This is a genomic window from Sphingobium sp. SG1, from assembly GCF_057063145.1.
Window position 1 is genome coordinate 164,490 of sequence record NZ_JBVVOJ010000009.1, and the last position, 21,174, is coordinate 185,663.

Sequence of the window (21,174 nt, forward strand, 5' to 3'; positions counted from 1 at the left end):
GGTTCCGTCCAAATGGCCGTTGCATATTTGCAACTTTCTAAATTTAATGACATTTCTGTGAAACTCGTCGCGAGCCGGCCTGTTCTGCGATCCACTCAATCGAAGCAAACAGGGGTTCGTATGAAGAAGTTTCTCGCCGCCGCAGCCATTCTCGCTGCCATGCCCGCAATCGCTTCCGCGCAGGAAACAGCGCCTGACGGCACCGACGCTTTTGGCGTTGAACCCTATGTCGGTGTACTGGGCGGCTATCACACCTTTGATCGTGGTTCCGAGTTCGGCGCCATCCCTGGTGAAACCATCATGAATGGCGCGCTGATCAGCGGTATTGCGGGCGTAAACGTCCCGCTTGGTCCGGTCTTTGTCGGCGTGGAAGGCAATGCCACCAAGGGCTTTAGCGACATCGACTGGGAATATGGTGTCAAGGGTCGCTTCGGCGCTCGTGCTGGCGAAAGCGGCATGATCTATGCGTCGGCTGGCTATCAGTGGGTGAATGGCAAGGGCGGCTGGCCCGACCGTAAGGATTGGATGTACGGCGCTGGCGTTGAAGTCGGGCCCAAGGAGATCGGTCTTGGCGGTATCACCGGCAACAGCGGCGTGCGCCTGCGCATGCAGGTCGACACCTATGACTGGGACAGCTTCCGTCCCATGGCTGGTGTGATCTTCCACTTCTAAAATATGCTGTGATCAAAATGGCCCCGTTAGCGACCGTCGCTGACGGGGCCATTTTGTCTATTGATAGCCGCCTTCCTGTTCGCGCTTTTCTGCGGCGTTCTGTTGAGCATTTTCAAGCGCATCGGCGGCTTGTTCTTCGTCCTCGGGATCGACGTCTGCGTCGACTTTGTCGTCGGCGCTGGGCAGATCGTCCATCGACGTACCGTGCATGTCAGCCTGATCATTCTCGCCTGGAATCTGTTCGGGGAACATGGCTCTCTCCTATCAGTCGTGAACTCAGCCAACCGGCAACGCGTGAGCATGTTCCTTTTGAACCCGAACGATCCTCCACGAATTTGCGGATCTTCCACGCGACTTGTCTATAAGGTCATGGGGCTGGCGAGATGTGATGGACGCACCCAGCTGCACAGGCTCGAGGCAAAGTCGTACTGCATCATGTCGAATGTCGGCGAGCGCCCATGCCAGTCATTCTATGGCCGCAGGCGAACGCTTGAGACCTGCTGCGTCGGAAAACACCTGTTGGTCGTCGCCCTGTCCCTGCTTTTTTCGAAAAGAATGATGAAATGGAAAAGTGGCCTATGCTGGGCCTCTTCCATCATGCGCGTGGCGTAGCTGGGAGAGGGTAAGTCGTCAGGGCAAATGTAGTATTACGTCGAACCCTTCCTCAGGCGCTGGCGGGACGAAATGCTTTGTGAATAGGGCAAATTCATCGTCGCTCACGGTGAATTCGTGCGTACCGTCGCTGTTTCGCTGGCTAAGCCGGGATTTGCAGACCTCATCCGGCACGTCGAGATAGTGAAGTTGATGCCCGGATCGTGCCTCTTCAAACAAGGAGCGCATCCATGCCCGACTTGCAGGTGTGTTTGCAGGAAAGTCCAATACCACGGAAATGCCTGACCGCAGCAAATCAACGAGATGTGCGCTCATTGCGTCTCTTAGACGTGTCGCGTTGCGGACATAATCGGCCAGACTATTTTGTTCGCCAGGGTATAAGCGAGCCAGCCAGTAATCTTCTTTCACAACGACGGTATGGGGTTGTTCTCCCAACGCGCTGGTAAGCGTGGATTTTCCAGCAGCGATTTTGCCGCACACAAGGTGCAGCGTTGGTTGTTCCAAAGACATATTTCAATAACCTTCGCAGATGCACGCAGCATCATGTCATTCACGAGCGGAGAGACCCGGCCTGACGCATCAAGCCGGGTGATTAATTCGTCCGCTGATCGCAATGGCGATGTGAATCAAAGGCATAGCGAGAAGATGCCGGTCTTCATGTCGATAGTCCAGTATCAGGGGGCAGTCTTTTCAACATGTTGCGGATTGCCGATTGGGAGGTGCAACAGGGCGCCATGGAGAGACGCCAACGCATGTTGTTTGGGGGACGACACGCAATCCACCCGCGAACGTGCCTCACGCGCCGTCTCGTGCCACTTTTGGGGAGGCAAGTGCGCGATACACTCAGTCATATCGGAAGAGCGTCGCAGACCCCTCCCGGCAAGATCTTCTGCCATGGGTTGGTGGCAGCAAGGTTGCTATTCAGCGCTCCAAACGTAACGGTCGCAGAAGGAACGCTGCAGCTAGCAGGTCGGGCTTGGAATTGATGCGCCCATTTATGCTATTCGATTGGCAAAATGACGCGTCCATGAGCGGTCACTCCGATTATGACCGAGACGGGGCCCTAGCCGCCGTTCCGCATGCAACTGGGAATGTCCGCATATGCCGAAAACGGTCACGTCTGATGTATCTTTGCCGCGCGCCAAGGCAAAATATATATGCCTAAATATATATAGATTGCTCATAAAATATGCTTGGGCATATTTCCAATTGAGTGCATCGCATGATTTGATATGCTTAAGCATATAATTCCGACAAAATATATGCTAGGACAGATAAGTGAGTGCGGGCATTGAAGAGATAACGGCGGGTGTCCGTGAGGCGCGTATCGCAAAGGCGCTGACCCAGAAGGAACTGGGGCAGCGCGTTGGCTTGCCACAAAGCCATATCTCCAAAATCGAAAAAGGCACGGTTGATCTCAAACTTTCAAGCCTTGTCGAGATCGCGCGCGCGCTCGACCTCGAGATCATGCTTGTGCCGCGCAAGGCTTTGCCTGCCGTCGAGGGAGCGGTGCGCGCGCATGGCACGACCGTCGAAACAAGCCGCGCAGTGAGCCTACTTAACGAACAGGCGCAAATCGCAGAACGGATCAAAGCAGACTTCCCAGACCTCTCTCAGGTTGAAGGCTTCCAAAATGCAATCCGGAGCATCCCCAGACTGCAATTCGATGCAGCTCAACGCAAAGCCCTCGACGAGGCCTTGCAGCCAGCAAAAGGGCTGAAGACGATCATCGAGGCGCAGGGCGGGGCGGCGGCTCTCGCCAAACGCATTGAGGAGGCGACTTCGGCTCTCCGAAATTTCCGCAACATTCAGGTGCATCATGCGCCGTTGATCGAGGCCGCACGCCAGCGTCCCGCTTACCGGCTGGAGGAGGATGACGATGATTGACGCAGCCGCTCTCGACATATTCCTACATGATCGCCGCATCGGAACGCTCGCGCGTCTCGATGGCGATCGTAGCATCTTCACGTTCGACGAGGCCTACCTCGCCGACGAAGAGCGCCCGACGCTCTCGCTTGCCTATCGTGACCAATATGGCGCGATCATCAATGCGCCTCGCGCCTATCAAACAAAGCTCGAGCCATTCTTCTCGAACCTTTTGCCCGAAGGAACGCTACGCGATTACCTTGCGCGGCGCGCAGGCGTTAAGTCCGTCCGCGAATATCTCCTTCTCGCGCAGCTTGGCAGAGACTTGCCAGGCGCGGTCAGAGCCGTGCCCGTCGAGACGCGTGACGTGCAGCCTGAGGACGCAGACGAAGAAGGTGTTGCAGCTGAAGCCAAGCGCGCACTGCGTTTCTCACTCGCCGGCGTTCAACTCAAATTTTCAGCCCTGAAGAACAGGGGTAAGAGTGGTGGCCTCACCATTCCGGTGAGCGGCACGGGTGGCGACTGGATCGTCAAACTTCCGTCAGCCCGTCATCCCGACGTTCCGGAAAACGAATTCGCCGCCATGAGCTTGGCCTCCAAGCTCGGGATCGATGTCCCCGACATCGATCTTCTGCCGCTCGAAACAATCGGCGGATTGCCCGACGGGATCACCCGATACGGGGCGTCGGCATATGCCATACGCCGTTTCGACCGGACCGATGCCGGACCCGTCCACATCGAGGATTTCGCGCAAGTTTACGGTGTCTATGCCGACGACAAATATGAGAATGCGAGCTACCGCCAAATTTTGTCGGTGCTCGCGATCGAAGCCGATGAGGCAAGCTCGGTCGAATTCCTCCGCCGGCTCACCTACTCCGTGCTGATCGGCAATGGTGACATGCATCTGAAGAACTGGTCACTGACCTATCCCGATCAGCGCCAACCTATCTTGGCGCCAGCATATGATCTTCTCTCGACCGTCGCCTATATGCCTGAGGAGGATGCCGCCCTCAAATTTCATCGGTCACGCGAATGGGAGTCTTTCACCTACCGCGAACTGGAGACGATCGCCGACAAAGCGCGGCTGCCATCGCATCTGGTTATCTCGACAGCGAAGGAAACAGTAGAGCGGTTTGACGGACTTTGGGAACAGGAAAAGGCGCATCTCCCCTTCTCGGGTGAGGTCATTACCGCAATCGAAAAGCACAGAAAGCGCCTCGCAGTGTGAACCAACTTCAACAAAATGCGCTCGCACCGCAACATTTTGCGCGCTGCAGCGGGAGGGCTTAACGGGACGGCGATCGCTGGTGGCGGTATGGAGCGGTCATTAGCGCCCGCGGCGTTGAACGGCGAAAGTTGGTCGGCACGAGCCAGATTGCCCCTCCTTCGCATCGCCATCCGCAGGCGTTCTTCAGATGGCCAATGTGGTTAGAGGAGAACTATCATGGAAATGCCGGAAACAGAACTCACCGCCACTCAGCGCCCGGTTTGGAATGCCGGAAGGACCGTGCCCGAGCCAGCTTGCCGGCATGGCTCGAACGCAGGAGCGGCACGGTGGACAGCTCATTCGATCTCGCAGGCGATTTGATGCGGGATGGCGTGCCGTTCATATTCCTCATGGGCTACGATCAGAAAGCGATCCCCGAGAGGTTCGCAGATGTCGCACGCCTGCAGAAACCGGTCGAGTTTCGCCACGTTATCGGGGCGCTTGCCGAAAAACTCGGCCTGGCGCACTGATCGCCGCCAACCGGCTAGATGACATGCAACATCCGATGTTCCGCGCAAAATGAACCAACTAATTTGCACCGGTGCGATTCCTGACGGCAAGCGTCTCGCGCGACACTGATCCAGGTGAACATGTTCACCTGGAACCAACGCGGTCTATTTTCCTTGAACCTTTCAAGGAGAGTGTGATGAACAACGACGCCCGCAAAAACCGCGACGTGCCCACGCAGGTCACGCGCAATCCCAATATATCAACGGAAAATCAGCCCGAAGGCGCGGCGCGGCGCCCCAGCGATACGTTGGACCGCGAACCGGACCATGATCCCATCAGCGGCGGCGCGATCCCGTCAAACTATGACCCCGTGACGATGACCCGGCATGGCGAGGAGGACGACACTCGCGCCGGACTGGAGGAGGCCGGCGCGAAATCGCGCCGGTCGCCACGTTGAGTGGGCAACCAGCGGAAACACTTTCCCCCATTCTTCCGGACGACATAGAAGATGCGGCGGTCTCGTTGCTGAAGGCTGCGTGTGCCGCCCGCACGAAGCTGGTCACGGCCGAAAGCTGCACCGGCGGCCTGCTCGCTTCGTTGCTGACCGATATTGAAGGCGCGAGCCATGCCTTCGAACGTGGCTTCGCCGTTTATAGCGTAGAATCGAAATGCGAGTTGCTGGGTATAAAGCGCGAGCGGCTCGACAGATGCGGAGCAGTTAGCAAGGAGGTGGCCATCGCGATGGCGCACGGCGCTATCTCTCATTCCCTTGGAGACGTGGCGCTAGCTGTTACTGGCTATGCCGGGGGAGACCCCAAAGGCAAGGAAGCAGGCCTTGTCCATTTCGCCTGCGCGCGGCGAGGCGGCGGGACAGCGCATCGGGTCGAGCATTTCGGCGATATCGGGCGCGGCCCGGTGCGCATAAACTCGCTGCGCGTGGCGCTGGATATGATGAGGCAGGCCGTCGATGAACTCTGAGCGTTTCGCGTCCATCCATTCCCATGGCATGATCCGTGTCGCCACCGCGACGCCGCGTGCCAGTGTCGGCGATGTCGCGGCCAATGCCGCCGAGATATTGAAGCTGGCGCGACAGGCTGCCGATGGAGGAGCCGACCTTATCCTCTTCCCCGAACTCAGCCTGTCCTCCTACGCGATCGACGACCTCCATCTTCAGGAAGCATTGCTGGATCGGGTCGAGGTGCAAATCGGCACGTTGGTCGATGCTAGCGCTGATCTGCCGCTTCTGTTGGTAGGCGCGCCGCTGCGCCGCAAGGGACGCCTTTATAATTGTGCGCTCGCCATCGCGCGGGGCCGCTTGATCGGCGTCGTGCCCAAAAGCTTCCTTCCCAATTACCGCGAATATTATGAAAAGCGCTGGTTCGCGTCCGGCACCGGCATGACCGCTCAGGAGATTGCAGTCGCTGGCCAATGTGTGCCGTTCGGCACCGACTTGTTGTTTACAGCGGAAGGCTGGGCCGATTTCACCGTTCATGTGGAAATTTGCGAGGACTATTGGGCGCCGCTGCCGCCTTCGACCATGGGCGCGCTCGCCGGGGCGCTACTGCTTTGCAACCTTTCCGCGTCTAATATCACGGTTGGCAAGGCGCGCGACCGCCATCTGCTGTCGGCATCGCAATCGACGCGCTGCATCGCGGCCTACGCCTATTCGGCGGCCGGTCCGGGCGAGAGCACCACGGACCTCGCCTGGGACGGACAGGCGATGGTCCACGAAATGGGTGATCTTTTAGGGGAATCTATGCGCTTCGGTGACACAGCCGAACTGCTCTATACGGACGTCGACCTCCAACGGCTGCGCTTGGAACGGATGCGCAACGGCACGTTTAATGACTGCGCGGTGGCCGCCGGTCAGCCCGAAAACCGCTTTCGCACGATTTGCTTCCCCTTCACGAAGCGAAATACCGACACAGGCTTGCGTCGGGCGGTGCGCCGTTTTTCCTTCGTGCCTGATGATCCGCTGCAACGGGATGCCGATTGCTATGAGGCGTTCAACATCCAGGTGGAAGCGCTCGTCACCCGCTTTTGCGCAACTTCGGGCAGGCATTTCGTCGTCGGCGTGTCGGGCGGCCTCGATTCCACCCATGCACTGATCGTCGCGGCCAAGGCATGCGACCGGCTCGGTCTGCCCCGTTCGACAATCCTGGGCTATACCATGCCGGGCTTCGCCACCGGGGAGGCGACGAAGGGCAATGCCTGGGCGTTGATGAACGCGCTGGGCGTCGCGGGCGAGGAGATCGACATCCGCCCTGCCGCTCGCCAGATGTTGACCGACATGGATCATCCGTTCGGCCGCGGCGAGCCGTTCTATGACATCACTTTCGAAAATGTGCAGGCGGGCCTGCGGACCGACTATCTGTTCCGCGTTGCCAATCGGCATGGCGGTTTCGTCGTCGGGACCGGCGATTTGAGCGAACTTGCGCTAGGTTGGTGTACCTATGGCGTAGGCGACCAGATGAGCCATTATGCCGTTAACAGCGGCGTGCCCAAGACGCTGATCCAATATTTGATCCGCTGGTGCATCGCGACCGACCAGTTCGATGAGGCAGCGAAGACGGTGCTGGATGCGATCCTCAATACCGAAATCTCGCCAGAACTGGTGCCGGCTGATGCCGGAGGTGCGCTGCAAAGTACAGAATCGAAGGTCGGCCCCTATGCGCTGAACGACTTTTTCCTCCACCATATTGTCCGGCAGGGGTTGCCGCCTTCCAAGGTGGCCTTCCTTGCTTGGCATGCGTGGCGCGATCCGATTACGGGCGAATGGCCGGCCGGCTATCCCGAAGATGCGAAAATCGCCTATGACCTTCCGACCATCCGGCACTGGCTCGAAAATTTCCTGCGCCGTTTCTTCGGCTTGAGCCAATTCAAGAGATCCGCAATCCCCAACGGTCCAAAAGTCTCGTCCGGCGGCGCGCTATCGCCCCGCGGTGATTGGCGCGCACCGTCCGACGGGAACGCCGCCCTGTGGCTGGACGAACTAGAAAAGGGGATTGGTCAGCCCTGATCAGAAAGGTCGGACCGGCATAATCGCTGGTCATTCCCGGCGGCGCTGTATCGACTTGTGCTGACGTCAGCCGCGCCGCCGCGAGGAATTCAGAGGATATGGTCGATCCGCGATCCCCCATTTCGAGCGAACGATCGACGCAGATATCTCCAGAAGGAAGCGACATCGAAGACGAGCAATTGCAGCCCTAGGCCGTAGACTCATTAGCGCGCAGCCAGAGCCGCATTGAGGCGAGTTGAACCATGGCGATGAAGTTGGAGGCGAGCTTGTCATAGCGGGTGGCGACGCGGCGGAAGTGCTTCAGCTTGGAGAAGAACCGTTCGATCAGGTTGCGCTCGCGGTAGAGCCTCTTGCTGAAGCAGGATTTCCATTTCCGGTTGGATTTGGCCGGGATGTTCGGTGGGGCTCCTTGCTCTTCGATCAGTGCGCGGATGCGGTCGGCATTGTAAGCCTTGTCGGCCAGCACGATCATGTGCGGACCGAGATGATCGGGCAGCGAGTCAGCGACCTGCCCGTCATTCGCCTGTCCAGCGGTCAGGCCCAGCCGGATCGGGAGCCCTTGCGCATCGCCGACTGCGTGGATTTTGGTCGTGAGCCCGCCTGGGGAGCGACCCAGACAATGATCTCGATCCCCCTTTTTGCCGTTGCGGCCTGCTGATGGGCGCGAACGGAGGCGCTGTCGATCATCTGGGTGTCGCCTTTATGGGCAGCGGTGATTGCGTCCATCATCCGGTTCCAGACGCCCGCCTTCCGCCATCGCAAAAAGCGGTTGTAGCAGGTCGCGCGCGGCCCATAGCGCTCTGGCAGGTCGCGCCATGGCGCGCCGGACTACAGCACCCAGAAGATTCCGTTCAGCACAGAGCGGTCATCGACGCGCGGAGCATCTCTCGGCTTGTTGAGCAACAGCGGTTCGATCACGCGCCACTCGAAGTCGGTCAGATCATATCGGCCCATGCCGACCCTGGATCACTGTTCGATGGAAAGGGGAAGACTTGTTTATAGCCGCCCGACACTCTGCTCGATGATGTTACCAATGACGACGAGGGCGACGACGCCCACGAAGCCACCACTCTAAGCGCGGCTTCCACCGGTTCAGAAAGATGAACGCTATTTGGCAAGCTAATCATGGTCGCCACGGCGACTATCAGGTCGAAGCCACTTATCGGCATAGGTCCACCATCGTCAGAATCCTACGCCAAATCAAACCCTTTGGCCAAGAGCCATCCCCGCTTTATGAGTTCACGACCTAGTTATGGATGTAAATCGGTGAACCGGCGTCGACTCGGAATTCGACGCCGATCACGATAGAAGTTTTCTTCAAATTTGCACTTGGCCGCCGTCTACGAATAGTTCGACACCGTTAACGAAACTGGCCTCCTCCGATGCGAGGAACAGGACCGCCTTGGCGATTTCTTCCGGCTGGCCGACGCGCCCGGCCGGGATCAGGCCCGCGAGATAATCCTTGGTCACTTCCGCTTGCTCGTCGCCGCCGAATAGTTCGTTAAGGCCGGCGGTTTCCGTCACGCCGGGGCTGACCGCATTCACGCGGATGCGGCGGTCCTTCAGGTCCAATATCCAGTTGCGGGCGAAATTGCGCACGGCGGCCTTGGTCGCCGAATAGACGCTGAGGGCTGGGGTTCCCGACACGCTAGTTGTTGAAGCGGTAAGAATGATGGACGCCCCATCCTTCAGCAGCGGCAGCGCCTTCTGCACGGTGAACAGCACACCTTTCACATTGGTGTCGAAGGTGCGCTGGTAATGATCCTCGCTGATTTCGCCCAGGGGTGCGAATTCGCCGCCGCCGGCATTGGCGAACAGGACGTCGATCTGCCCATGCTGCTGCTGGACCGCATCATAGAGCCGGTCGATATCGGCGAGTCGCGCCATGTCGCCGCGCACGCCAGTGATGCGACCGCCGATGGACCTGACCGCTGCGTCCAGCGCGTCCTGCCGGCGACCAGTGACGTATACTGATGCACCTTCATCGGCGAAAGCCTTCGCCGTGGCGAGGCCGATGCCGCTGGTACCGCCGGTCACGACCACCACCTTGTCGTTGAATTTGTTCGTCATTGTTTGTCTCCTTTAAGCGTGTCGGCGGGGTCGCCGATGCCCTTTGGAAATGACATCAGAACAATGATGCCTATAGTCGGCAAATGTGGCACTTAGCGTTCCATAAAAGGAACGATAATGAAGATTGATCTCAACGATTATGCTTATTTCGCCGAGGTCGTGGCTCATGGCGGCTTCGCCGCCGCAGGCCGCGCGCTTCGGGAGCCGAAATCGAAGCTTTCCCGCCGCATCGCCGGGCTGGAGGAGCGGCTGGGGCTGCGCCTGATCGAACGATCCAGCCGCCGCTTTCAGGTGACGGAAACGGGGCAAGCCTTTTATGAACGCTGCCGCACGATCCTTGGCGAAGTGGAACAGGCCGAGACGCTGGTCATGCACGCTCAGGCCGAGCCGCATGGCCGGGTCCGCTTCAGTTGTCCGACCGGCCTTGTCGAACTTGTCTCCGACCTCTTGTCTGCCTTCTTGGCGCGTTACCCCAAGGTTCGTCTTCAGATCATCGCGACCGATCGGGCGGTGGACCTGATTGCCGAGCGGATCGATGTCGCGCTGCGGGTGCGCACGACGCTGACGAGCGACGCGGCGTTGACGATGCGATCGCTGGGTGGCTCGACGCGAATATTGGTAGCCAGCCCGCAGCTTGCGAGCGGGATTGGAGAACCTGCAGCATTAGCCGATCTGCCATGTCTGAGCACCAGCGATGCCGTCGAGGAGACAACATGGCAACTAGAGACAGATGATGGGCGGGGGCATGTGCTGCGCTTCGTGCCCCGGCTGGGGTGTGAGGATATGCTGGCGGTCAGAAAAGCGGCGATGGATGGCGTGGGGGTTGCCTTATTGCCCGATCATGTATGCGGCGCGGCGCTGGCGGACGGACGGCTGGTGCGCGTACTGCCGGGCTGGCGCGGGATCAAGGGCATCGTGCATCTGGTCTTCACCACGCGGCGGGGCCTGCCCCCTGCGGTGCGCGCATGGATCGACCATCTGGCGGCAGCCTTTCCAAGGCAGGCTTTGGGCGATTGATCGGAAGCGAGGTGCGCTGTTGGTTGATCGGCCGGGACCTTTACCAGCCCGAAGGTCAATCAGAAATGGGCTGGCGCTGCATAGGATTGCTGAAATAGCGGAGCGTCGGCAACTGAAAATCCAAAAATGAGCCTGATCGGCCGGAAAGGGTCGAGGGCGGAAGCGCTTGCTACGCGCCCAATCTAGCCGTTCAGCCTCGATGTTGGCAGACCGCAAAGCCGACGTTGCGCGCACGAACAGGAATTGAAAATTTCAGCCACTGGCCAACTCGACATGGCGAGCAACCAGCGCGAGGCGTGTGAGGAGCGTCGACTAAGAAACACGAAATAGGGTTGCTGCCTCGTCGGCTGTGATCGTCTTGACCCCGACTTTGTATGGAATAGGCGAGCGATATGAAGCTGGCTGCATAATATCTTCTCAGGGTCTGGAGTCGTCCCGGTCCTTTTCGGGATAGTCTTCGGGCGTCACCGTACCGACATTAGGTCGATCCTCGACATCCTCCTGCGGCTTTGCGCCCCCAGTCCGCGGGTCTGCCTTCTCGCGACCAGGTAGCGTATCGCCCCACGGACCGCGAGGCGTTTCTGAATCATCGCGTGGGTCTATCTTATCGCTCATTGCTTTTCTCCAGATCCAGGTTCAGCCATTTCTGCGATGCTGCTCGGCAGGAACGGCCGCGGGCGTCAGATGGGCGGGCGGTTGCGGGTCCACCTCAGGTGCTTCGACGAGAGGCATATTTTCAGGCTCGATCGACGTGGGGCGACCGCGCTGGCCTGACGTTGGTGGACCTTCATTGGTTTGCGCTGACGAGGGCTTATCGGCCGCTGGGGACAATGCGCCTGTTTGCTGGTCTAGCTGGCGGGCGACCAATATATCGACCATGGCTGCGCCCGTGACAAAAGCGACAGCGCCCCAGAGCGCAGGCCGCTTTGGCGAACGGACCGCAGCCAGACCCAGAGCACCTAGATCAAGCGCATCCCCCAACACACGGTTCCACATCCGGGCGGAGTGTGCGGGAGCCGCCAGGAGAGCGGCACCGGCGACGATCTCACGTGTTCCGAACGCACGCAACACTGCTCGACCCGCCCCGTCATTCTGTCCAAGCGCGCTGGCGATTCGCCGGGTGGCGAGCAGTTCCGCAGCCCCAAGACCAAGGGAAAAAATGCCGAGTCCTAGGCTTAATTGCGCAGTTTTCACGGTGTGTATCTCCGTAAATGAAGAGGGCGCTCAGGGCGCACGAAGAGCTGCCGGTTACCTAGTCCGAGAATGCCGTGCCCAGTTCAACCTAGTGACGCAATTTGCACCGCACGATAACTACGCAGGCAACTTTGAATGAAAGTCGGACGCCGTGAACGCCCGGCCGGTTCGATCAGGCCGCTGCTTCGGCCGCCTTCTCATTCGCCATCTGCTCGGCGAGGGCGCTGAGCGCTTCGTCGGTGGCGCTTTCTTCGGCAAGCGTAGCTTCCAGAAGGGCGACCGCATCGGTCAGGCCCAGCATCTGGGCCCAGCGCCGCAACGTGCCATATCGCGCAATCTCATAATGTTCGACGGCTTGCGCTGCGGAGACCAACCCTGCGTCCAACGCAGAGGTGCCCTCGTAGTCCGAAGCGATTTCGTCGCCTTCCTCCAATATGCCATCGATCGCCGGGCAATTCTTGCCACGGGCGCGCTTGCCGATGATGTCAAAGACCTTTTCCAGCCGCTCGACCTGCCCTTCGGTCTCATCATAATGTTTTTCGAAGGCTGCCTTGAGTTCGGGCAATTGTGCCGCGCGCGCCATCTTGGTGAGGCCTTTGAGGATTTTCTTCTCCGCATAGAAGATGTCGCGAAGTGTATCGTGAAACAGGTCGTCAAGGGTCTTGTCGGCCATGATCAAATCCTTGTCTACGAGCGGTCATAAGGAGCAGAGTCCTTTTCAGGGTGCAGCTGAGCATCATCGGATACTTTATCATCAGGCGCCTCGGTGGCTGCCTTATCCGTCTTGGGACCGCCGGGATCAGGCGGGGGTAGATCGTCGGCACCTTCGGCAGGATCCTGCTCGGGATGTTCGTTTTGGGTCATCAAACCTTACTTTCTTGACAAATCCAGCACACGCAGGCGCGACAAAGAGACAATGCTCAACCTAGCCAGATTGCTACGGAGGCGGAGACACATAGGTTAGCCCATTGCTGTTTTGCGTGAACGTTTGCTGCAGATGATCTTCAACTTGCGGTTTCAACCACGCACCTGAAACGCGTCATTCAATGAAGTCATCCGCGTGAAGAGCGGCAACCTGACGCAGCAAATCGGGGTCGGGGATCCGAAGCCACCGACCTTCAAGCTCGACCTGACCGCGGGTACGCATGCCTTGAATTGTTCGATTCACATGCACGGACGTAAGGCCGGTCAGGTCAGCAATTTCGGTTTGGGTAAGGTTGAAAGCGCATTGCAGGCCATAGGCAAAGCCGGCCCGACGCATCCGCTCATAAATCTCGAGAAACAGATAGGCTATGCGTTCGCCTGCGGAGCGACGGCCCAAAGTCAGGAGCCAGCGGCGCTGGCGTCTCTCAATCACGGACAACGCCCGCCAGAATTCGCGCCTTTCGGCATCATCGCCATCGATCAGCCGGTTGGATATGGGCAGCGCCTTGATTGCGGTAAGCGCCAAAACCTCTTTGGGCTCATCCGATCCTGTCACCCAGCGCGGGTCGCAGATATCCCCTGGCAGATACAGGGTGATAATCTGCCTACGTCCGTCCGGCAGCAACCCATAATGGCAGGCCCACCCCTCCTGAATCCGGAATAACGCCCCTTGCGCCTTTCGTATGATTTGATGCGGCTTGAATAAAGCGACCGCGCGGATGGGGTCGAACTGAGCAGACATCATATTCCCCTGTTCCCCCGACAGGGCCCTTGTGGACGATCGATATGGGAGCGCACTGATATATGTTGGGAAGGCGTCGCTGTTGCGATGAACAGGCCAATTGTTCCGATCGGCCCCTTTGCCGCGCGACAGCAAAGTAGATTAGCGCCATGTTCTGTTGTCCGGAACCTCGACTAGGCTGGCTGCCTTATTTCTTGAGTTTGAAAAAGAGGGGAAGGTTTCATGGCTGCTTCAGAGCATGCACCGAACGATCGCGACCTCAAGCCATCAGCGCGCAAGAATGATAGGAACGAGAGAAAGAAGGACGACGTGGGCAAAGGCGACGCCGTCAATCCGCTGGCGCCCCCCATCAATGTTGGACCGGGCAGTTGATTGATGGACCCGAATGAGGGCGGATCTGGCCTTGATCCTGCGGCCATCCCGGCTGACAGCAAATATGTCTGCATCGATCGCCTGGATGAAGCGGACTATTGGCGCAGCCATTTCGGAACCAGTCGAGACGAACTTGAGCAGGCAGTGGAAGCGGTCGGTCATGGCTATGCTGCGGTAGCCGCCTATCTCAACCAGGACCGCAGCAAACATTGAGTGTCCTGTCGGGCTTCAGCTCAGGGCGTTATCGAGACAGGCATGACGACAAGTTCAGCGAGCCACGCTGCGTGCGCTCGCTTGGCCTTCGTCAGCCGGTTTATGCACGATCTGTTCCATCACCACGCTCAACATGGCGTCTGCCGCCAGGCATAGAGCGAGCGGCAGCACGCGACGAACTCATGGACCAGGAGCGCGCCAAGGAAGCCGACGATAGGTTCAACCAGTCCCGACAAAAGCACACCAATAAAGGCTAGCGGCGGCCGGTACCGCATTCCGGCGAAAGCATGCGCCCGATAACCCAGTTTAACGACGAGACGGGTGAAGCTGTTGCCAGACTCGCGGCGCGAGATCCGCGGTTGTGCAGTTTGGTGACCCGGAATCACATAAGTCAATTTCAAGCAGTTTTCGGAATCGCCGAATGACGCTCCACTCGTTCTTGCCCTGCAGGGAAGGCAGCTGATGTGCCGCCTGACAGTCAGAGGAAGGGGAGCCGCGATGAGCTTAGGAAAGAAATATGCCTATGCGTGGATCACCATCGCCTTCTTCGCGCTGTCGATCATCGGCCACTGGATTCTCGGCTGGTACGCGTATGTGAACGAAGCCCAGAGCCATGGAGAGCAAGCTGCGCTGTCGCCTTATCTGGTTGAGATGGGAAGAGACACGTTCGAAAACTGGCAGTCAGAATTCCTGCAGCTTCTCTGGCAAGTAGTGGGACTGGCCTATTTTCTTTACGTCGGCTCGCCGGCCTCAAAGGAGAATGACGATCGCCTCGAGGCGAAGATTGATGCACTTATCCGCCTCAAGGCAGGTGCTCACGTGGAGCGGCTGATCGCGGATATCGATGCGCGCTATTTGCGCGGACATGGTCATGCCAAGCCGCATGAATTTGACAATGAAGACGCGCAGTCCAAGCCATGAAAATAAATATGCGCCTCACCCCGAAGCCTGGCTGCGGCTCGCTCGTCAAATGTGAGCCATTTGCTCGAAGTGTCACGGACTGTTCGAACAAATTCGCGACATTTCAGCGATATGATGCGTTGTACAGGGCATATGCTCAAATGGGACAAGGCATGGCAACTGCAGCAAACGAAAACTGGCCATTTTCCAGGGTGGATATGGCGAAATACATACGCGAACACGACTGGTCGGAAACCCGGCTTGGCCCGGTCAGCCAATGGCCTGTGCTCTTGCGCTCCACGGTAGAGATTTTGCTCAGCCATGGCTTTCCCATGATCATTTTATGGGGACGGGATCTGCTCCAGATCTACAATGACAGCTACGCTGATCTCATGGTCGACAAGCATCCCTCAGGCCTAGGCATTTCCAATCAGACATGCTGGCCGGAAGTCTGGCACATCAACGAACCGATTTATGCGCGCGTGTTTGCGGGCGAAACCGTTACCATCGAGAATGGCTTCTATCCTCTGGTACGTCATGGCGTTCAACAGGACATATGGCTCAGTCTAACCTACAGTCCGGTTATCGAGACAGACGGCGCCGTCGCGGGAGTGCTGGTCACGATCGTGGAGACGACTAGACAAGTGCTTGCAGAAGCAGCTCTGGAGGAACGCAGCAGGCAACTTAATATGGTGGTGGCCGAGTTGCAGCACCGTGTGCGCAACATCCTCACCGTCGTAAGGTCGATATTCTCGCGGAGCGTCGAGACTGGAACGGATTTCGAAGAGATTGCGGATCACTTCAGGGGGCGGCTTGATGCGCTCGCCCGGGTGCAAGTGATCGTGACGCAGAGTGCCAGTGGCACTGCTGATTTCGAGAATCTCCTGCGGGACGAACTGGTCAGCGTCGGCGTTCAGGAGGGCCCAAATCTCGAAATTAACGGCCCGGACGTCCAACTGCCATCCGAAATGTTTGAAACCATGGGCTTGGCAATCCACGAACTAACCACAAATGCCGTCAAATATGGAGCGTTCAAGGTCGATACCGGAAAGCTCTCGGTGTCCTGGAAAGTCGAGCCATACGCAGACGCTGCGCCGATGCTGTCGTTCCTATGGAAAGAGGAAGGCGTACCTGCGGTCGGGCTGGCTCCCAGACATGAAGGCTTCGGCCGTGAACTGATCGAGGAGGCGATCCCCTATCGCCTTGGCGGCTCCGCCCGTCTGGAATTCCTTCCGGGAGGCGTCCAGTGCTTGATCAAAGTGCCTTTACCGGGCGGCCCCTGCGGGAAGCAGCCTGCATCCGGACATCGGCCATGAAGCATGTGCTGGAAAACACGCATATCCTCATTGTCGAGGATGAGTATTTCATAGCCTCTGACCTAAAGAAGATTCTTGCAGCCGAGGGCGCTCATATTTTGGGTCCAGTCGGCGATCTGGTCGGCGGATTGCGTCTGGCTGAGGATGAAAAAGTCGACATCGCGGTCCTGGACGTCAACCTGGCGGGCAGCAATTCCTATCCATTGGCTGATAGGCTAGCCCAGCGCAAAATCCCGTACATGTTTCTGACGGGTTACGATGGTTGGTCGATGCCAGAGGAATATCAGGACGCGCCGCGCATCTCTAAACCCTTCTGCGTGACACAGGTCATCCAGATGATCGAGGAGCTGCTTGAGAGGAGGGTTTCATGAGCGGCGTCGAACTTGCTTCAAGAGAAATCGCTTCTGCCGCAATAACGCGGCTGAAAAGGCTCGCGCAACTCGACCAATGCGCATTGTCTGCGCTCAACTCTGCTTTGGCCAGGTCGAGGGCCGTTTTGGCGAGAACCGAATTTCAGGTCGAGGGGGAGACCGCGCCTCGCATAACACTCATTTTGAGCGGGTGGGCGGCCCGGACCCGCGTGATGGAAGACGGGAGGCGCCAGATCATCAATTTCCTTCTGCCGGGCGACCTTATCTTTACTCGCGCCGTTGATCAGTTGGCTGCAGCAAACCTTTCCGCCGTCACCGATCTTTCAATTTGCGATGGACCTGACCCCACCCTCTCTCCAAGCTTGGCTGCTGCCTACGCGGCAAGCCGCTATATCGAAGAGTCATTTCTTTACGGACAGGTGTCGCGGCTTGGTCGTCTTACTGCCCAAGAAAGAGTCGCCGATTTTCTGCACGAATTACTGGAGCGTCATGAAATGGCCGGTCTCGCTCGCGCTGGCAGATTTGCCATCCCTATCACACAGGAAATGGTGGCGGATGCGGTTGGCCTCACCCCTGTCCATGTGAACCGCATGCTCCAGTCTGCACGTCAGGCAGGTATGCTGACATGGAAAGGCGGGATGATCGAGCTTCACGGATGGAGCACATTACGGCGCAAATTTGGTCATCATCGGTTGCGGGCGTCGTCTTGTTATCGAGGCGAGCGTTCGTTGCGATCAAGTGGTTCGACTGAACAAAAGCGCCCAGGCCCTCAACGCCATGACGAAGGAAATACATCACGACACAAGCCGACCGGAACGACGTGATGCGCCGACCTATCGGACGCGCAACCCCAATATATCCACGGAAAATTAGCCCGAAGGCGCAGCGCGCAGGCCAAACGATACGGTGAACCGGCCGCGATGACATTCTGACCCATGCTTATGCCCAGTGCTGCTCGAACAAGGGCGCACCGGGCATAGAGCGTCTCGAGAAGCTGACCGTCCGCTTAAAGGTATAAGGGATTTGTACTCGGATGATAGTAGAGGGGGGGGCGCCCAACTACCCTCTTCCAGGTTCCAGATCCGATCTGATTTGCATGTCCGCTTTTGGGGCTGGAACATCGCTATCGAGCGACAACGGCGAACTTGGTTGATGACAATGCCCTTCTCGGGGTGCCGCTCTGCGGCATTGTTGATGAGGATCCGGCCGAACTCGTGGAGCACTTTTGCTGCGAGGTCATCACAGCCGGCCTCGTCACCGATGTCGGCACGGATCGTGTCGCCCGGCGGCCCCCAACTTTGACACTGGTCATCGTTTTCTGCCGCGTCCTCGTCCTCAAGCAGATAGACGGTCGCCATATCTGCGTTATACCGTGCGTATGGATGATGACTGCGGCCGATGCCACTATAGGCCCCGGTGACGATCGCAACCCTGCCGTTCAGGTGACCCGGTCCGGGGAAAACCTGGCTCACATCCGGGGCTTGGCTTAAGGTGGCTTTAGTGACCGGGCGAGGCATCATCTGCATCATCGCTTCCTTCGACGGCAGGAGTCGAGCTTCTTATGGAGCTAGAACAAGCGAGAGCGCGAAGCGGTTGAGACAAAACAAGCCATTATGGATCCGCCAACGATGGCGGCCGGCAACTGGTTGCGTTGCTGATCTTGTGCCGCAGCTAGAGCCTGCCGTCCAATATCGTGAGGAAAATCGACTTTATATTTCTCGATTGATCAGGGTTAGCAGGATTTCCGCGACCGACTGATCCTGATCAATATAATTTTCAGGAACGAGAGTGAGCCCTCCAGGATTGTTCTGCCATATCATTTGAAAGGATTGGATGTGGCAACGCAGCTCAAGGCTGACGGATCGCAATTTCTGCAAAAGGAATTTCAGGAGGTGCTAAGTCGCTGGAACCGGAGACGGCTGTCTCCGGCCTTTCCGGAGGCTGTCTCTGCCGAACGCTTCGAGGATGATCGACGCATGCTGCGGCTGGAGATCGGCTTTCTCGAAGAGTTGCGGCAGGAAGTCATGCCTGAGGCGAGCGAGGCGCCGACCGATCCCGATGGGTTCATTGCCTGGTTCGAAAATCTCAAGGCGACTGGGCCGGGTCAACATGACCGCCTGTTCCCATGGCTCGCCGAACAGGCGGGCCGGGATGAGTTGCGCTGGTTTTTGTCGCAGGAAGCTGCGGGTGAAGCAGGCTTCGACGATCTGGTCGCGATGACGCAAGTAAAGCTGCCCGCGCGCGCTAAGCTCGAACTGGCGCGCAATTACTGGGACGAGATGGGGCGTGGTAATGCGAAGGGCATGCATGGCCCGATGCTGGGTCAGCTGGTCGATATTCTCGAACTCGACACGCGTATCGAGAACACTGTCTGGGAGAGTTTGGCGCTCGCCAATGCCATGACGGCCATGGCCACATCGCGCTTTTTTGCCTGGCACAGCGTGGGCGCACTGGGCGTGATCGAACTCACCGCGCCAGATCGTTCTGCGCACACTGCCAAAGGTCTGCGGCGCATCGGCCTGTCCGGGTCTGAACGACGCTATTTTGACCTGCATGCCGTACTCGACATCAAGCACAGCCGTGACTGGAACGATGAGGCAATCTGGCCATTGGTCGCGGAGGATCCTCGTCGCGCGACTGCTATGGCGGAGGGGGCGCTGATCCGCTTGCGATGCGGAGAGCGCTGCTTCGAGCGATATCGTGGCCATTTTGGATTGGAATGAAGGATGAGCAACCGGATTCTGCTGGTGGAGGACGACCCTGCTGTTGCGGCGGTGATCGCCGACATATTGGAGGACGCTAACTATGCGGTAGACGGGCCTTACCAGACGCTTGCCGACGGTATCGCCGCTGTCGCTGACGATATGCCGTGCGCTGCCGTCCTGGACATTCGGTTGCAGGACGGCGACGTCGGCCTTCTGGCAGAAGATCTCGATTTGTACGACATTCCCTATGTTTTCTGTTCAGGCGCGCCGGACTTCGCACTGATGCGCAACCACCCCGCCGCGCCCCTGATACTTAAGCCGGAGCTTTTCACCGAACTCGCGCGCACCCTGCGACATATCATGCACTAAACCAGAGCTGGTTGACCGGAAAAAAAGCCTATATTGTACTGCCAGCGCGGCCGCATCGCATCATTTTACGCTACCGCCTGCAACGATAACAACGTAAAGCAAATTGAGTTTGATTCTCCGACTTCGGCCTTGCTGGAGCTACGAACGGTCAACGTTCGAAATACTTATAGATGACGACCTTGGCCTCCGGCGGGAAGTCATGCCGCTGTGCGGAGATTCTGCTTGGTGATCTGAGTGCGCAGCGGGCGAACGCCGCGCAGCGCGACGCCTTGGCTGATGGAAGTGCTCGGGTGCTTGGGGACGGCGATCCGCTGAGACAGATAGATGCCGCTGTGGCCTGAGCACAAATAGGTGACGAAGGCGGCGACGGCGATGTGAACGGCACGGGGCGCACCTAATAATTCGATGTCCATGACGGTGCAGGCCAATGGCCTATTTGCTGGCCCGGCAAAGACCGCGACGAACCTAAGCCCTGCGAAGAGATCGACACGTGGGCCGGAAAAGGCGAATCTGGCCTTCTGACGCGGCAGAGGAGTCAGTATATTTTGAATGGCCGTACAAAAAGCGCGGCTCCGCGCTTTGGATTTCTAGAGCTTATGATAGCCTCTGCCCGGCAGCCGCCCAGCATGACCGTCACCGGAGCGTTCAGGTCAGGGATGGCAAGTGCTGAAAAAACCAGCCCATGTTCGGTCACTTTGTGGATGGTGATATTCTCGATCGCGGCACCCCATTGCAGTTGGGCTGCCAGAGAACCCGGCCGGTGCTCGAATCGTTCATAAATTAGTGCTGCATCCATCGCCTTCTCCGTCCTCAAGCTTGAACTTCATTGAGCTCCCGAAGATGCACAGTTCCTGCAGGATTTCATTTAATGTGACGATCCGGTGGATATCTGCGATAGATGCAAAAAACGCTGATCTAAGATAAGATAATTCCCATCTTGTAAGCGTTGCATTTGCGATCGGATGGAATCCGATTGGCGGCGGAGCTACATTAAGATGGGTATTACTCTTAGCTTTACTAGGTTTCGTGGACAAAGGGTATCCATTGCAGGGCTGAGACGAGATTGACGAAGCCGAGGTAGGACTCTTTGGTTTT

General features: G+C 58.1%; 25 protein-coding genes and 1 pseudogene. 16 read left to right on the plus strand and 10 right to left on the minus strand.

The features are described from left to right. Positions 1-120 precede the first annotated feature (120 nt). Positions 121-672, plus strand: a complete 552-nt coding sequence (locus tag AC0KVN_RS18875) for an opacity protein (RefSeq protein ID WP_483656299.1) — start codon at positions 121-123, stop codon at positions 670-672. Between the two features lie 57 nt (positions 673-729). Here the strand turns inward: AC0KVN_RS18875 and AC0KVN_RS18880 are convergent, their stop codons facing one another. Further along, a complete protein-coding gene (locus AC0KVN_RS18880; RefSeq protein WP_483656300.1) occupies positions 730-924 on the minus strand; it encodes a hypothetical protein in 195 nt (64 codons plus the stop codon). Positions 925-1,302: 378 nt separating this feature from the next. Next, positions 1,303-1,794, minus strand: a complete 492-nt coding sequence (locus tag AC0KVN_RS18885; RefSeq protein ID WP_483656301.1) for a P-loop nucleotide/nucleoside kinase family protein — start codon at positions 1,792-1,794, stop codon at positions 1,303-1,305. 768 nt (positions 1,795-2,562) lie between these two features. On the opposite strand from AC0KVN_RS18885, the gene AC0KVN_RS18890 reads away from it, so the two are divergent. The 6 genes from AC0KVN_RS18890 (at position 2,563) to AC0KVN_RS18915 (ending at position 7,886) form a co-directional block, all read left to right on the plus strand. Continuing rightward, positions 2,563-3,171, plus strand: a complete 609-nt coding sequence (locus tag AC0KVN_RS18890; RefSeq protein WP_483656302.1) for a helix-turn-helix domain-containing protein — start codon at positions 2,563-2,565, stop codon at positions 3,169-3,171. Continuing rightward, on the plus strand, positions 3,164-4,378 hold the full coding sequence (locus AC0KVN_RS18895) for a type II toxin-antitoxin system HipA family toxin (RefSeq protein ID WP_483656303.1): 1,215 nt from the start codon (positions 3,164-3,166) through the stop codon (positions 4,376-4,378). The genes AC0KVN_RS18890 and AC0KVN_RS18895 overlap by 8 nt, the downstream gene beginning before the upstream one ends. 326 nt (positions 4,379-4,704) lie before the next feature. Beyond that, complete coding sequence (locus AC0KVN_RS18900; protein ID WP_483656304.1) at positions 4,705-4,887, plus strand: response regulator; 183 nt, start codon at positions 4,705-4,707, stop codon at positions 4,885-4,887. A gap of 176 nt (positions 4,888-5,063) precedes the next feature. Beyond that, entirely contained in the window at positions 5,064-5,324 is a 261-nt protein-coding gene (locus tag AC0KVN_RS18905; protein ID WP_483656305.1) for a hypothetical protein, read from the plus strand. Further along, the gene (locus tag AC0KVN_RS18910) at positions 5,321-5,845 is read left to right on the plus strand and encodes a CinA family protein (RefSeq protein ID WP_483656306.1); all 525 of its coding nucleotides are present in this window, start codon (positions 5,321-5,323) and stop codon (positions 5,843-5,845) included. The genes AC0KVN_RS18905 and AC0KVN_RS18910 overlap by 4 nt, the downstream gene beginning before the upstream one ends. Then, the gene (locus tag AC0KVN_RS18915) at positions 5,835-7,886 is read left to right on the plus strand and encodes an NAD(+) synthase (protein WP_483656307.1); all 2,052 of its coding nucleotides are present in this window, start codon (positions 5,835-5,837) and stop codon (positions 7,884-7,886) included. The genes AC0KVN_RS18910 and AC0KVN_RS18915 overlap by 11 nt, the downstream gene beginning before the upstream one ends. A gap of 187 nt (positions 7,887-8,073) precedes the next feature. On the opposite strand, the pseudogene AC0KVN_RS18920 reads toward AC0KVN_RS18915, so the two are convergent. Beyond that, positions 8,074-8,840 (minus strand): annotated as a pseudogene (locus AC0KVN_RS18920) (IS5 family transposase). Positions 8,841-9,203: 363 nt separating this feature from the next. Continuing rightward, a complete protein-coding gene (locus AC0KVN_RS18925; protein WP_483656308.1) occupies positions 9,204-9,956 on the minus strand; it encodes an SDR family NAD(P)-dependent oxidoreductase in 753 nt (250 codons plus the stop codon). 117 nt (positions 9,957-10,073) lie between these two features. On the opposite strand from AC0KVN_RS18925, the gene AC0KVN_RS18930 reads away from it, so the two are divergent. Next, entirely contained in the window at positions 10,074-10,973 is a 900-nt protein-coding gene (locus AC0KVN_RS18930) for a LysR substrate-binding domain-containing protein (protein WP_483656309.1), read from the plus strand. A 1,366-nt stretch (positions 10,974-12,339) separates the two neighbouring features. Here the strand turns inward: AC0KVN_RS18930 and AC0KVN_RS18935 are convergent. The 3 genes from AC0KVN_RS18935 to AC0KVN_RS18945 form a co-directional block, all read right to left on the minus strand. Further along, positions 12,340-12,840: a YciE/YciF ferroxidase family protein gene (locus AC0KVN_RS18935; RefSeq protein WP_483656310.1), complete on the minus strand. Its 501-nt coding sequence runs from the start codon at positions 12,838-12,840 to the stop codon at positions 12,340-12,342. Positions 12,841-12,854: 14 nt separating this feature from the next. Then, a complete protein-coding gene (locus tag AC0KVN_RS18940) occupies positions 12,855-13,031 on the minus strand; it encodes a hypothetical protein (protein ID WP_483656311.1) in 177 nt (58 codons plus the stop codon). Positions 13,032-13,206: 175 nt separating this feature from the next. After that, the gene (locus AC0KVN_RS18945) at positions 13,207-13,836 is read right to left on the minus strand and encodes a Crp/Fnr family transcriptional regulator (protein ID WP_483656312.1); all 630 of its coding nucleotides are present in this window, start codon (positions 13,834-13,836) and stop codon (positions 13,207-13,209) included. A 219-nt stretch (positions 13,837-14,055) separates the two neighbouring features. On the opposite strand from AC0KVN_RS18945, the gene AC0KVN_RS18950 reads away from it, so the two are divergent. The 6 genes from AC0KVN_RS18950 (at position 14,056) to AC0KVN_RS18975 (ending at position 17,829) form a co-directional block, all read left to right on the plus strand. Beyond that, positions 14,056-14,205 carry a hypothetical protein gene (locus AC0KVN_RS18950; protein WP_483656313.1) on the plus strand — a complete coding sequence of 50 codons (150 nt, stop codon included), beginning with the start codon at positions 14,056-14,058 and terminating at the stop codon, positions 14,203-14,205. A gap of 3 nt (positions 14,206-14,208) precedes the next feature. After that, on the plus strand, positions 14,209-14,418 hold the full coding sequence (locus AC0KVN_RS18955) for a DUF3606 domain-containing protein (protein ID WP_483656314.1): 210 nt from the start codon (positions 14,209-14,211) through the stop codon (positions 14,416-14,418). Between the two features lie 498 nt (positions 14,419-14,916). Next, positions 14,917-15,339: a DUF6766 family protein gene (locus AC0KVN_RS18960; protein WP_483656315.1), complete on the plus strand. Its 423-nt coding sequence runs from the start codon at positions 14,917-14,919 to the stop codon at positions 15,337-15,339. A 152-nt stretch (positions 15,340-15,491) separates the two neighbouring features. Then, on the plus strand, positions 15,492-16,634 hold the full coding sequence (locus AC0KVN_RS18965) for a sensor histidine kinase (RefSeq protein ID WP_483656316.1): 1,143 nt from the start codon (positions 15,492-15,494) through the stop codon (positions 16,632-16,634). Then, positions 16,631-17,005 carry a response regulator gene (locus AC0KVN_RS18970; protein WP_483656317.1) on the plus strand — a complete coding sequence of 125 codons (375 nt, stop codon included), beginning with the start codon at positions 16,631-16,633 and terminating at the stop codon, positions 17,003-17,005. The genes AC0KVN_RS18965 and AC0KVN_RS18970 overlap by 4 nt, the downstream gene beginning before the upstream one ends. Further along, positions 17,002-17,829 carry a Crp/Fnr family transcriptional regulator gene (locus AC0KVN_RS18975; protein ID WP_483656318.1) on the plus strand — a complete coding sequence of 276 codons (828 nt, stop codon included), beginning with the start codon at positions 17,002-17,004 and terminating at the stop codon, positions 17,827-17,829. The genes AC0KVN_RS18970 and AC0KVN_RS18975 overlap by 4 nt, the downstream gene beginning before the upstream one ends. Positions 17,830-17,874: 45 nt before the next feature. Here the strand turns inward: AC0KVN_RS18975 and AC0KVN_RS18980 are convergent, their stop codons facing one another. Further along, positions 17,875-18,534 carry an SDR family NAD(P)-dependent oxidoreductase gene (locus AC0KVN_RS18980; protein WP_483656319.1) on the minus strand — a complete coding sequence of 220 codons (660 nt, stop codon included), beginning with the start codon at positions 18,532-18,534 and terminating at the stop codon, positions 17,875-17,877. Between the two features lie 306 nt (positions 18,535-18,840). Between AC0KVN_RS18980 and AC0KVN_RS18985 the strand changes: the two genes are divergently transcribed. Together AC0KVN_RS18985 and AC0KVN_RS18990 are read left to right on the plus strand one after the other, a co-directional pair. Next, on the plus strand, positions 18,841-19,728 hold the full coding sequence (locus AC0KVN_RS18985) for an iron-containing redox enzyme family protein (protein WP_483656320.1): 888 nt from the start codon (positions 18,841-18,843) through the stop codon (positions 19,726-19,728). 3 nt (positions 19,729-19,731) lie between these two features. Then, positions 19,732-20,079, plus strand: coding sequence for a response regulator (locus AC0KVN_RS18990; RefSeq protein ID WP_483656321.1), 348 nt, complete (start codon positions 19,732-19,734; stop codon positions 20,077-20,079). Positions 20,080-20,276: 197 nt separating this feature from the next. Here the strand turns inward: AC0KVN_RS18990 and AC0KVN_RS18995 are convergent, their stop codons facing one another. Continuing rightward, a complete protein-coding gene (locus tag AC0KVN_RS18995) occupies positions 20,277-20,492 on the minus strand; it encodes a hypothetical protein (RefSeq protein ID WP_483656322.1) in 216 nt (71 codons plus the stop codon). A 122-nt stretch (positions 20,493-20,614) separates the two neighbouring features. Then, positions 20,615-20,875 carry a hypothetical protein gene (locus tag AC0KVN_RS19000; RefSeq protein ID WP_483656323.1) on the minus strand — a complete coding sequence of 87 codons (261 nt, stop codon included), beginning with the start codon at positions 20,873-20,875 and terminating at the stop codon, positions 20,615-20,617. Positions 20,876-21,174: the final 299 nt, after the last annotated feature.

Bases quoted from the DNA above. Each gene is read 5' to 3' on its own strand.
- AC0KVN_RS18875 (WP_483656299.1), top strand. From the start codon at position 121: ATGAAGAAGTTTCTCGCCGCCGCAGCCATTCTCGCTGCCATGCCCGCA.
- AC0KVN_RS18915 (WP_483656307.1), top strand. From the start codon at position 5,835: ATGAACTCTGAGCGTTTCGCGTCCATCCATTCCCATGGCATGATCCGT.
- AC0KVN_RS18925 (WP_483656308.1), bottom strand. From the start codon at position 9,956: ATGACGAACAAATTCAACGACAAGGTGGTGGTCGTGACCGGCGGTACC.
- AC0KVN_RS19000 (WP_483656323.1), bottom strand. From the start codon at position 20,875: ATGGATGCAGCACTAATTTATGAACGATTCGAGCACCGGCCGGGTTCT.
- AC0KVN_RS18885 (WP_483656301.1), bottom strand. From the start codon at position 1,794: ATGTCTTTGGAACAACCAACGCTGCACCTTGTGTGCGGCAAAATCGCT.
- AC0KVN_RS18980 (WP_483656319.1), bottom strand. From the start codon at position 18,534: ATGATGCAGATGATGCCTCGCCCGGTCACTAAAGCCACCTTAAGCCAA.
- AC0KVN_RS18905 (WP_483656305.1), top strand. From the start codon at position 5,064: ATGAACAACGACGCCCGCAAAAACCGCGACGTGCCCACGCAGGTCACG.
- AC0KVN_RS18955 (WP_483656314.1), top strand. From the start codon at position 14,209: ATGGACCCGAATGAGGGCGGATCTGGCCTTGATCCTGCGGCCATCCCG.
- AC0KVN_RS18945 (WP_483656312.1), bottom strand. From the start codon at position 13,836: ATGATGTCTGCTCAGTTCGACCCCATCCGCGCGGTCGCTTTATTCAAG.
- AC0KVN_RS18965 (WP_483656316.1), top strand. From the start codon at position 15,492: ATGGCAACTGCAGCAAACGAAAACTGGCCATTTTCCAGGGTGGATATG.
- AC0KVN_RS18960 (WP_483656315.1), top strand. From the start codon at position 14,917: ATGAGCTTAGGAAAGAAATATGCCTATGCGTGGATCACCATCGCCTTC.
- AC0KVN_RS18940 (WP_483656311.1), bottom strand. From the start codon at position 13,031: ATGACCCAAAACGAACATCCCGAGCAGGATCCTGCCGAAGGTGCCGAC.
- AC0KVN_RS18995 (WP_483656322.1), bottom strand. From the start codon at position 20,492: ATGGACATCGAATTATTAGGTGCGCCCCGTGCCGTTCACATCGCCGTC.
- AC0KVN_RS18975 (WP_483656318.1), top strand. From the start codon at position 17,002: ATGAGCGGCGTCGAACTTGCTTCAAGAGAAATCGCTTCTGCCGCAATA.
- AC0KVN_RS18895 (WP_483656303.1), top strand. From the start codon at position 3,164: ATGATTGACGCAGCCGCTCTCGACATATTCCTACATGATCGCCGCATC.
- AC0KVN_RS18990 (WP_483656321.1), top strand. From the start codon at position 19,732: ATGAGCAACCGGATTCTGCTGGTGGAGGACGACCCTGCTGTTGCGGCG.
- AC0KVN_RS18950 (WP_483656313.1), top strand. From the start codon at position 14,056: ATGGCTGCTTCAGAGCATGCACCGAACGATCGCGACCTCAAGCCATCA.
- AC0KVN_RS18880 (WP_483656300.1), bottom strand. From the start codon at position 924: ATGTTCCCCGAACAGATTCCAGGCGAGAATGATCAGGCTGACATGCAC.
- AC0KVN_RS18935 (WP_483656310.1), bottom strand. From the start codon at position 12,840: ATGGCCGACAAGACCCTTGACGACCTGTTTCACGATACACTTCGCGAC.
- AC0KVN_RS18930 (WP_483656309.1), top strand. From the start codon at position 10,074: ATGAAGATTGATCTCAACGATTATGCTTATTTCGCCGAGGTCGTGGCT.
- AC0KVN_RS18970 (WP_483656317.1), top strand. From the start codon at position 16,631: ATGAAGCATGTGCTGGAAAACACGCATATCCTCATTGTCGAGGATGAG.